Here is a 9,421-nt window from a genome sequence, read left to right on the forward strand (position 1 = left end):
GCCGCCTGCGACGCGCTGCGGGCGGCGGGGCACGAAGCCCTGGTGCAGCACAAGACCGGGCTGGTGCTCGACGCCTATTTCTCGGCCACCAAGCTGACCTGGCTGCTGGATCACGTCCCGGGCGCCCGGGCACGGGCCGAGCGAGGCGAACTGGCCTTCGGCACGGTGGACAGCTGGCTGGTCTGGCGCCTGACCGGCGGCCGTGTGCACGCCACCGACCCCAGCAACGCCAGCCGCACGCTGCTGTTCAACCGGCACACGCAGGCGTGGGACGAAGAGCTGCTGGCGCTGTTCAACATCCCGCGCCCGCTGCTGCCCGAGGTGCGACCCAGCAGCGGCGATTTCGGGGCCTGCGATCCGGCCCTTTTCGGGGCATCCATCCCCATCGCCGGGGTGGCGGGCGACCAGCAGGCCGCCACCTTCGGCCAGGCCTGCCACCGGCCGGGCATGGCCAAGAACACGTACGGCACGGGCTGCTTCATGCTCATGAACGCCGGCGCCGCACCGGCGGCCTCGCGCCACCGGCTGCTGGCCACGGTGGGCTGGGCGCTGGACGGGCAGCCGCCGGTGCACTGCCTGGAAGGCTCGGTGTTCATGGCCGGCGCCACCGTGCAGTGGCTGCGCGACGGGCTGCAGATCATCCAGAGTGCTGGCGAGGTCGAAGCGCTGGCCGCCAGCGTGCCCGACAGTGGCGACGTGTGCCTGGTCCCCGCTTTCACCGGCCTGGGCGCGCCGCACTGGGACGGCCATGCCCGCGCCGCCCTGCTGGGCATGACGCGCGGCACCACCCGTGCCCACATCGCCCGCGCTGCGCTGGACGCCATTGCCCTGCAGAGCGCCGAAGTGTTCGACGCCATGACCGCCGACGCTGGCGTACCGCTGCGGGAGTTGCGCGTGGACGGCGGCGCCAGCGCCAACAACCTGCTCATGCAGTTGCAGGCCGATGCACTGGGCGTGCCCGTGGTGCGCCCGCGCATCACCGAAACCACGGTGCTGGGCGCGGCCTACCTGGCCGGGCTGGCGGCGGGCGTCTGGCGTGACACCGATGAGCTGGCGGCACTGTGGCAAGTGGACCGGGTGTTCGAACCTGCCTGGGGCGCCGACCGGCGCCAGGCCCTGCGTGCCCGCTGGGCGCAGGCGGTGGAGCGTTCGCGGGGTTGGGCAACATGACCCCTTGGCCATGGATGCCACGCCCATGACCGGTCCCTCCGCGCGGGCCGCCCGCTGGGCAAGGCTCTCGGCCACGTCGGCGGTCGATCTGGCGGTTGTCGGCGGCGGTGCCACTGGCCTCGGCGTGGCGCTGGACGCCGCCTTGCGCGGCTTTTCCGTCGCCCTGTTCGACTCGCACGACTTCGCCGGCGGCACCTCGTCCCGTTCCACCAAGCTGTTGCACGGTGGCGTGCGTTACCTGGCGCAGGGCAACATCGCCCTGGTGCGCGAAGCGCTGGCCGAACGCGCCACGGTGCTGCGCATCGCGCCCCACCTGGCGCAACCCCTGCCGTTCGTGATGCCGTCCTACCACTGGTGGCAGACACCCTTCTACGGCATGGGCCTCAAGCTGTACGACCTGATGGCCGGCCGCGCCGGTCTCGGTCGCACCGCTTTTCTCTCCCGTTCCGAAACCCTCGCTGCGCTGCCGGGCGCCGACCCGGCCGGCTTGCAAGGCGGTGTGCGCTACTGGGACGGCCAGTTTGACGACGCCCGGTTGGCCCTCACGCTCGCGCGCAGCGCCGAGGCAGTGGGCGCCCGGGTGCTCAACTACGTGCAGGTCACGGGCATCCGGCGCCGGTCGGACGCCCCCGACGCCTGGACCGATGTCGACCTGCAGGACCGTCTGGACGGCGTGGCCCACCGGCTGCAGGCCCGCTGTGTGGTCAACGCCACCGGCGTCTGGGTCGACGACCTGCGGGCCGGCGCCCACCGCGAAGGGCCTGCGCCCGAGCGGATGGTCAGCCCGAGTCAGGGTGTGCACGTCGTGGTGGACCGCGAATTCATGCCGGGCGACCACGCCCTCCTGATTCCCAAGACGCGCGACGGACGGGTGCTGTTCGCTGTGCCCTGGCTGGGCAAACTCATTCTGGGCACCACCGACACGCCGCGCCAGGACCTGCCGCGGGAGCCCCAGGCCTTCGACGAGGAACTGGCCTTCATCCTGGGTGTAGCGGGGCGGGTGCTGCGGCGCCCCGTGCGCCACGAAGACATCCGCAGTATCTGGGTGGGTTTGCGGCCGCTGGGGGCGCCACCAGCGAGCACGCAAAGCGGGACCAAGGTGCTCTCCCGTGAACACACCATCGTGGTCGATGGCAACGGCCTCGTCACGGTCACCGGCGGCAAGTGGACAACCTACCGCGCCATGGCCGAGGATGTGCTGGACCGCTGTTTTTCCAGCGGCCTGTTGCCCAGGCGCGAGGGCGGGCTGAGCGAACGCCACCTGCTGCTGGGCACGCCCGATCCTGGATCGCCCGCGGTGCCGCTTCACGAGCCACCGGGCTTGCACCTGTACGGGTCGGAATCCTCCAAGGTCTTGCAATGCCCCGGCGCCGACCGTGGGCTCGGGATGGGACTGACCGAAGCCATGGTGCGGCACGCGGTCAGAAGTGAGCATGCGCTCACTATCGAAGATGTCCTCGCGCGCCGTTGGCGCGCCCTGTTCCTCGACGCAAAGGCTGCGGCTGCCATGGCGCCTGCGGTCTCGGACATCCTGCGAGAAGAAGGTATCGCCGATCCGGCGCTGGACACCTTCCTGCAACTGTGCCGTCGTTATCTGCCGCCGGCGCCACGCGATTGATCGATCGCGGGTGTTGACACGCCGCTGAAGTAGTGCAATAATCTGCGGCTTCGCTGTAAAAAAAGCGAAGTTATCTGCCCAACCGACGCGGGGTGAGACTGGCCAGCAGGCTGCTCATTCGGCTACGACGGGCCCAAGACTGATCACTTCCGGCCGTGGTGGCTGGCAGGATTCAAGTTGGGACTTAAATCAAATGATCCAAACGCAATCTCGACTCGATGTTGCTGACAACACGGGTGCCAAGTCCGTGATGTGCATCAAGGTGCTGGGCGGCTCCAAGCGCCGCTATGCCAGCGTGGGCGATGTCATCAAAGTCAGCATCAAGGAAGCAGCGCCCCGTGGCCGCGTCAAAAAAGGCGAGGTGTACAACGCTGTGGTGGTTCGCACCGCCAAGGGCATCCGTCGTCAGGACGGCGCCCTGATCAAGTTCGACGGCAACGCCGCCGTGCTGCTCAACGCCAAGCTGGAGCCCATCGGCACCCGCATCTTCGGCCCGGTCACGCGTGAACTGCGTACCGAGAAGTTCATGAAGATCGTGTCCCTGGCGCCCGAGGTTCTCTGAGGAATCATCATGAACAAGATTCGTAGTGGTGACGAAGTCATCGTGATCGCAGGCCGCGACAAAGGCAAGCGCGGCAAGGTCGTCAGCCGTGCCGACGACAGCAAGCTGGTCGTCGAAGGCGTGAACATCGTCAAGAAGCACGCCAAGCCCAACCCCATGAAGGGTGTGACCGGCGGCATCGTGGAAAAGACCATGCCGATCCACCAGTCCAACGTCGCCATCTTCAATGGCGCCACGGGCAAGGCTGATCGCGTGGGCATCAAGCTCCTGGCCGACGGCAAGAAAGTGCGCGTCTTCAAGTCCAGCGGCGAAGAAATCAAGGTGGCCTGAACATGACACGCTTTGCTGAAATCTACCGCGACAAAGTCGCGCCTAGCCTGATCGAGAAGTTCGGCTACAAGTCCGCCATGGAAGTGCCGCGCATCACCAAAATCACCCTGAACATGGGTGTGAGCGAGGCTGTGGCCGACAAGAAGGTCATGGACAACGCCGTGGGCGACCTGACCAAGATTGCTGGCCAGAAGCCGGTGGTGACCAAGGCCAAGAAGGCCATCGCGGGTTTCAAGATCCGTGAGCAGCAGCCCATCGGCTGCATGGTGACCCTGCGCGGCGCCCGCATGTACGAATTCCTGGACCGTTTCGTCACCGTGGCCCTGCCCCGTGTGCGCGACTTCCGTGGTATCTCGGGCAAGGCTTTTGACGGCCGTGGCAACTACAACATCGGCGTCAAAGAACAGATCATCTTCCCCGAGATCGAGTACGACAAGGTCGATGCCCTGCGCGGCCTGAACATCAGCATCACGACAACCGCCAAGAACGACGAAGAGTGCAAGGCTCTGCTGGCTGGTTTCCGTTTCCCGTTCAAGAACTGAGGTGGCGCGTGGCTAAACAAGCACTACTCCAACGCGAAATCAAGCGCGAGAAACTCGCCGCCAAGTTCGCGAAGAAATACACCGAGCTGAAGGCAACCGCCAACGACGCCAAGCAAAGCGACGAAGCTCGCGACGCCGCACGTCAGGCGCTGCAGAAGCTGCCCCGCAACGCGAACCCGACCCGCCAGCGCAACCGCTGCGAGATCACCGGTCGTCCGCGTGGCACCTTTGCCTACTTCGGCCTGGCCCGTGCCAAGGTCCGCGAAATGGCGTTTGCCGGCGAGATCCCCGGCATCACCAAAGCCAGCTGGTAAGCCCTAGGAGAACCACAAATGAGCATGAGTGATCCTATCGCCGACATGTTGACCCGCATCCGCAACGCGCAGATGGTCGAAAAGGCCACCGTGTCGATGCCGGCATCCAAAGTCAAGGCCGCGATTGCCCAAGTCCTGAAGGACGAGGGTTACATCGACGGTTTCAAGGTGACCAACGAAGGCGGCAAGAGCGAACTCCAGATCGCCTTGAAGTACTACGCCGGTCGTCCCGTGATCGAGCGCATCGAGCGCGTGAGCAAGCCTGGCCTGCGTATCTACCGCGGCCGTGATGCTCTGCCCCAGGTCCAGAACGGTCTGGGCGTGGCCATCGTCACCACCCCCCAGGGTGTGATGACCGATCGCAAAGCGCGTGCTACCGGCGTCGGTGGCGAAGTGCTGTGCTACGTCGCCTGATGCGGGCATTGAGGAGCAACTGAAATGTCACGTATTGGTAAGCAACCGGTCGCCGTCCCCGCTGGGGTCGAAGTGGCTGTCAAAGACGACTTGATCAACGTCAAGGGTGCCCTGGGTGCCCTGGCCCTGGCGCAAAGCGCGCTGGTCAAGGTCGAGAACAACGCTGGCACGCTGTCGTTCACCCCGGTGAACGAGTCTCGCGAAGCCAACGCCATGTCGGGCACCATGCGTCAGCTGGTGAACAACATGGTCAACGGCGTGAGCAAGGGCTTCGAGAAGAAGCTGTCCCTGATCGGCGTGGGCTACAAGGCCCAGGCTCAGGGCACCAAGCTCAACCTGAACGTCGGTTACTCGCACCCGGTCGAGATCGAAATGCCCGCGGGCATCAAGGTCGAAACCCCGACGCCGACCGAAGTCATCATCAAGGGCGCTGACCGTCAGCGCGTGGGCCAGATCGCTTCCGAAGTGCGCGCCGTGCGCCCTCCCGAGCCCTACAAGGGCAAGGGCATCCGTTATTCGGATGAGAAGGTCGTGATCAAGGAAACCAAGAAGAAGTAAGGACCAGGATCATGTTGACCAAAAAAGAGCAACGTCTCCGCCGGGCCCGTCAGACGCGCATCCGCATTGCGCAGCAAGGCGCCGTTCGCCTGACCGTGAACCGCACCAACCTGCACATCTACGCCAGCGTCATTTCTGGCGACGGTTCCAAGGTGCTGGCAGCGGCCTCCACGGCCGAAGCCGAAGTGCGCGCCCAGATCGGTGCAGCTGGCAAAGGTGGCAACACCGCTGCTGCCGCACTGATCGGCAAGCGCATCGCCGAAAAGGCCAAGGCCGCCGGCATCGAGAAGGTCGCGTTCGACCGCTCCGGTTTTGCCTATCACGGCCGTGTGAAAGCCCTCGCCGACGCGGCTCGCGAAGCCGGTCTGCAGTTCTGATCAAGCGGGATACACAAAATGGCTAAATTTACGGCTAATGTAAAGAACGAAGCGAACGACGACGGCCTGCGCGAGAAGATGATCGCGATCAACCGCGTGACCAAGGTGGTCAAGGGTGGTCGTATCCTCGGTTTCGCTGCGCTGACCGTGGTCGGTGATGGCGATGGCCGCGTCGGCATGGGCAAGGGCAAAGCCCGCGAAGTGCCTGTGGCCGTGCAAAAGGCCATGGAGCAGGCCCGCCGCAACATGATCAAGGTGTCGCTCAAGAGCGGGTCCCTGCACCACGCGGTGCATGGTGAGCACGGCGCCTCCAACGTCATGATGCTGCCCGCCTCCAAGGGTACCGGCATCATCGCTGGCGGCCCGATGCGCGCCGTGTTCGAAGTGTTGGGCATCACCGACGTCGTAGCCAAGAGCCACGGCTCGAGCAACCCGTACAACCTGGTGCGCGCCACGCTGGACGCACTGAAGAACTCCACGACTCCCGCCGATGTGGCCGCCAAGCGCGGCAAGTCGGTCGAAGAGATCCTGGGCTGATGGGAACGATCATGACCACTCAAACCACCGTCAAGGTTCAACTGGTGCGCAGCCCGATCGGCACCAAGCAATCGCACCGCGACACCGTTCGTGGCCTCGGTCTGCGCAAGCTCAACAGCGTGAGCGAACTGCAGGACACGCCCGCCGTGCGCGGCATGATCAACAAGATCGCCTACCTGGTGAAGGTGCTGTAAGCACCCGACCGAAGAGGACTCATTCGTCATGGAACTCAACACCATTCAACCCGCAGCGGGCGCCAAGCACGCCAAGCGTCGCGTCGGTCGTGGCATCGGCTCCGGCCTGGGCAAGACCGCCGGTCGCGGCCACAAGGGTCAAAAATCGCGCTCTGGCGGCTACCACAAAGTCGGCTTCGAAGGCGGTCAGATGCCACTGCAGCGCCGCTTGCCCAAGCGTGGTTTCAAGTCGGCTCAACTGCAGTTCAACGCTGAAGTGACGCTGGCCGACCTGAACACGGTGGACGCCGCCGAGATCGACATCCTGGTGCTCAAGCAAGCCGGCCTCGTGGCCCAGCTCGCCAAGCGCGTCAAGGTGGTCAAGACCGGTGAGATCGCCCGTGCGGTCACGCTCAAGAACATCGGCGCCACCGCCGCTGCCAAGGCTGCCATCGAAGCCGCCGGCGGCTCGCTGGCCTGATCCAGATCGCAAGCAGAAGGCAATCTGTGGCTACTGGCTCCACGACCCTGGCCAAGACGGGCAAGTTCGGCGACCTGCGTCGCCGGCTGGTCTTTCTGTTGCTGGCCTTGGTGGTTTACCGCATCGGTGCGCACATTCCTGTGCCCGGCATCGATCCTGCTCAGCTTGCACAGCTGTTCAAGGGTCAGGCCGGTGGCATCCTCAGCCTGTTCAACATGTTCTCGGGTGGGGCGCTGTCGCGTTTCACGGTATTTGCATTGGGGATCATGCCGTACATCTCGGCGTCGATCATCATGCAGCTGATGACGTATGTCGTCCCGACCTTCGAGCAGTTGAAGAAGGAAGGCGAAGCTGGCCGCCGCAAGATCACCGCTTACACGCGTTACGGCACCCTGGGTCTGGCGATCTTTCAGGCCATGGGCATCGCCCTGGCACTGGAAGGTCAGGCCGGCTTGGTGATTGCGCCGGGCATGGGCTTCCGCGTGACCGCGGTGGTCAGCCTGGTGGCAGGCACCATGTTCCTGATGTGGCTGGGTGAGCAGATCACCGAGCGCGGTCTGGGCAACGGGATCTCGATCATGATCTTTGCCGGTATCGCTGCGGGTTTGCCGAACGCCATCGGAGGCTTGCTGGAGTTGGTTCGCACCGGCGCCATGAACATCCTGGTGTCGCTCTTCATCATCGCGCTGGTGGTTCTGGTGACCTACTTCGTGGTGTTCGTCGAACGCGGTCAGCGCAAGATCCTGGTGAACTACGCACGCCGTCAGGTGGGCAACAAGGTGTATGGCGGGCAGTCGTCGCACCTGCCGCTGAAGCTGAACATGGCCGGTGTGATCCCTCCGATCTTTGCCTCGTCCATCATCCTGTTGCCGACCACCATCGTCAGCTGGGTGAGCACTGGTGATTCGACCCGTTGGCTGCGCGACATCGCTTCGGCTTTGTCGCCTGGTCAGCCGATCTACGTGGCGCTGTACGCCGCGGCCATCGTGTTTTTCTGCTTCTTCTACACGGCGCTCGTGTTCAACAGCCGAGAGACCGCCGACAACCTGAAGAAGAGTGGTGCTTTCATCCCGGGTATTCGTCCTGGCGATCAGACGGCCCGCTACATTGACAAGATCCTGCTGCGCCTGACGTTGGCTGGTGCGATCTACATCACGGCGGTGTGTTTGCTGCCGGAGTTCCTGATCCTGAAGTACAACGTGCCGTTCTACTTCGGCGGTACCTCACTGCTGATCATCGTGGTTGTCACGATGGACTTCATGGCCCAAGTGCAGAACTACATGATGTCCCAGCAGTACGAATCGCTGTTGAAAAAGGCCAGCTTCAAATCCTGAACAGCGGGTCTGTCGCATGGCCAAAGACGATGTGATCGAGATGCAGGGTGAGGTGGTCGAAAACCTCCCCAACGCAACGTTCCGGGTCAAGTTGGAAAACGGACATGTGGTGTTGGGCCACATTTCCGGAAAGATGAGGATGCACTACATCCGCATACTTCCGGGAGACAAGGTCAAAGTGGAGCTCACGCCCTACGACTTGACCAGGGCGCGGATCGTGTTCCGCGCGAAATGACAAGTCAGTGGTTGAATGTTTGGAATATTTAGGAGAAGACTATGAGAGTTTCGGCGTCGGTCAAAAAAATGTGCCGCAACTGTAAGATCATCAAGCGCAAGGGCGTCGTGCGAGTCATCTGCACCGACCCGCGCCACAAACAGCGTCAAGGCTGATTCGGAAGTTCAGAGGAAGCAACATGGCTCGTATTGCAGGTATCAACATTCCGCCGCACAAGCACGCCGAAATCGGCTTGACGGCTATCTTTGGCATTGGTCGCACCCGCGCTCGCAAGATCTGCGAAGCCTGCGGCATCGACTACTCCAAGAAGATCAAGGATCTGAGCGACGCGGAACTGGAAAAGGTTCGCGACCAGGTCGGCACCTTCACCATTGAAGGTGACCTGCGCCGCGAGACCACCATGAACATCAAGCGTTTGATGGACATCGGTTGCTACCGTGGTTTCCGTCACCGCCGTGGTCTGCCGGTCCGTGGTCAGCGCACCAAGACCAACGCCCGCACCCGCAAAGGTCCGCGCAAGGCCGCGCAGTCGCTCAAGAAATAATCGGTTGAAAGAGAAACATGGCTAAAGCTCCTTCCAGCTCGGCATCCGCACGCGTCCGCAAAAAGGTTCGCAAGAACATTGCCGACGGCATTGCTCACGTGCACGCGTCGTTCAACAACACCATCATCACCATCACTGACCGCCAGGGCAATGCTTTGTCATGGGCGTCGTCAGGTGGTCAAGGTTTCTAGGGCTCACGCAAGTCCACCCCTTTCGCAGCCCAAGTGGCTTC

General features: G+C 63.5%; 16 protein-coding genes and 1 pseudogene. All 17 read left to right on the top strand.

The window, feature by feature from the left end; all coding sequences use genetic code 11:
- Positions 1 to 1,170, top strand: a 1,170-nt coding sequence (locus tag ACR2JA_RS02565; protein ID WP_434007565.1) for an FGGY family carbohydrate kinase, incomplete at its 5' end; no start/stop codon positions are given.
- 25 nt (positions 1,171 to 1,195) lie between these two features.
- Positions 1,196 to 2,788, top strand: a complete 1,593-nt coding sequence (locus ACR2JA_RS02570) for an FAD-dependent oxidoreductase (protein ID WP_434007566.1) — start codon at positions 1,196 to 1,198, stop codon at positions 2,786 to 2,788.
- Between the two features lie 193 nt (positions 2,789 to 2,981).
- A complete protein-coding gene (gene rplN / locus ACR2JA_RS02575; RefSeq protein ID WP_009514936.1) occupies positions 2,982 to 3,350 on the top strand; it encodes a 50S ribosomal protein L14 in 369 nt (122 codons plus the stop codon).
- Positions 3,351 to 3,359: 9 nt separating this feature from the next.
- Entirely contained in the window at positions 3,360 to 3,680 is a 321-nt protein-coding gene (gene rplX, locus ACR2JA_RS02580; protein ID WP_310567155.1) for a 50S ribosomal protein L24, read from the top strand.
- Between the two features lie 2 nt (positions 3,681 to 3,682).
- The gene (gene rplE, locus ACR2JA_RS02585; protein WP_434007567.1) at positions 3,683 to 4,222 is read left to right on the top strand and encodes a 50S ribosomal protein L5; all 540 of its coding nucleotides are present in this window, start codon (positions 3,683 to 3,685) and stop codon (positions 4,220 to 4,222) included.
- A gap of 8 nt (positions 4,223 to 4,230) precedes the next feature.
- Positions 4,231 to 4,536 carry a 30S ribosomal protein S14 gene (gene rpsN, locus ACR2JA_RS02590; RefSeq protein ID WP_434007568.1) on the top strand — a complete coding sequence of 102 codons (306 nt, stop codon included), beginning with the start codon at positions 4,231 to 4,233 and terminating at the stop codon, positions 4,534 to 4,536.
- Positions 4,537 to 4,554: 18 nt separating this feature from the next.
- Positions 4,555 to 4,950 (top strand): 30S ribosomal protein S8, encoded by a 396-nt coding sequence (rpsH, locus tag ACR2JA_RS02595; protein WP_434007569.1) that lies wholly within the window; start codon positions 4,555 to 4,557, stop codon positions 4,948 to 4,950.
- Between the two features lie 24 nt (positions 4,951 to 4,974).
- Complete coding sequence (rplF, locus tag ACR2JA_RS02600) at positions 4,975 to 5,508, top strand: 50S ribosomal protein L6 (RefSeq protein WP_434007570.1); 534 nt, start codon at positions 4,975 to 4,977, stop codon at positions 5,506 to 5,508.
- A gap of 11 nt (positions 5,509 to 5,519) precedes the next feature.
- A complete protein-coding gene (gene rplR, locus ACR2JA_RS02605; protein WP_434007571.1) occupies positions 5,520 to 5,885 on the top strand; it encodes a 50S ribosomal protein L18 in 366 nt (121 codons plus the stop codon).
- Positions 5,886 to 5,903: 18 nt separating this feature from the next.
- Positions 5,904 to 6,422 carry a 30S ribosomal protein S5 gene (gene rpsE, locus ACR2JA_RS02610; protein WP_310567161.1) on the top strand — a complete coding sequence of 173 codons (519 nt, stop codon included), beginning with the start codon at positions 5,904 to 5,906 and terminating at the stop codon, positions 6,420 to 6,422.
- A gap of 11 nt (positions 6,423 to 6,433) precedes the next feature.
- Complete coding sequence (gene rpmD, locus ACR2JA_RS02615; RefSeq protein ID WP_434007572.1) at positions 6,434 to 6,616, top strand: 50S ribosomal protein L30; 183 nt, start codon at positions 6,434 to 6,436, stop codon at positions 6,614 to 6,616.
- 28 nt (positions 6,617 to 6,644) lie between these two features.
- Positions 6,645 to 7,076, top strand: a complete 432-nt coding sequence (gene rplO / locus ACR2JA_RS02620) for a 50S ribosomal protein L15 (protein ID WP_434007573.1) — start codon at positions 6,645 to 6,647, stop codon at positions 7,074 to 7,076.
- A 26-nt stretch (positions 7,077 to 7,102) separates the two neighbouring features.
- A complete protein-coding gene (secY, locus tag ACR2JA_RS02625; protein WP_434007574.1) occupies positions 7,103 to 8,410 on the top strand; it encodes a preprotein translocase subunit SecY in 1,308 nt (435 codons plus the stop codon).
- 16 nt (positions 8,411 to 8,426) lie between these two features.
- Positions 8,427 to 8,645 carry a translation initiation factor IF-1 gene (infA, locus tag ACR2JA_RS02630; protein WP_009514918.1) on the top strand — a complete coding sequence of 73 codons (219 nt, stop codon included), beginning with the start codon at positions 8,427 to 8,429 and terminating at the stop codon, positions 8,643 to 8,645.
- A gap of 41 nt (positions 8,646 to 8,686) precedes the next feature.
- Complete coding sequence (gene rpmJ, locus ACR2JA_RS02635; RefSeq protein ID WP_066157211.1) at positions 8,687 to 8,800, top strand: 50S ribosomal protein L36; 114 nt, start codon at positions 8,687 to 8,689, stop codon at positions 8,798 to 8,800.
- A 23-nt stretch (positions 8,801 to 8,823) separates the two neighbouring features.
- Positions 8,824 to 9,189: a 30S ribosomal protein S13 gene (gene rpsM / locus ACR2JA_RS02640; RefSeq protein WP_310567164.1), complete on the top strand. Its 366-nt coding sequence runs from the start codon at positions 8,824 to 8,826 to the stop codon at positions 9,187 to 9,189.
- Positions 9,190 to 9,206: 17 nt separating this feature from the next.
- Positions 9,207 to 9,377, top strand: a pseudogene (rpsK, locus tag ACR2JA_RS02645) (30S ribosomal protein S11); the annotation flags it as partial.
- Positions 9,378 to 9,421 lie beyond the last annotated feature (44 nt).

It is taken from the genome of Hydrogenophaga sp., from assembly GCF_051007235.1.
Taxonomy (GTDB): domain Bacteria; phylum Pseudomonadota; class Gammaproteobacteria; order Burkholderiales; family Burkholderiaceae_C; genus Hydrogenophaga.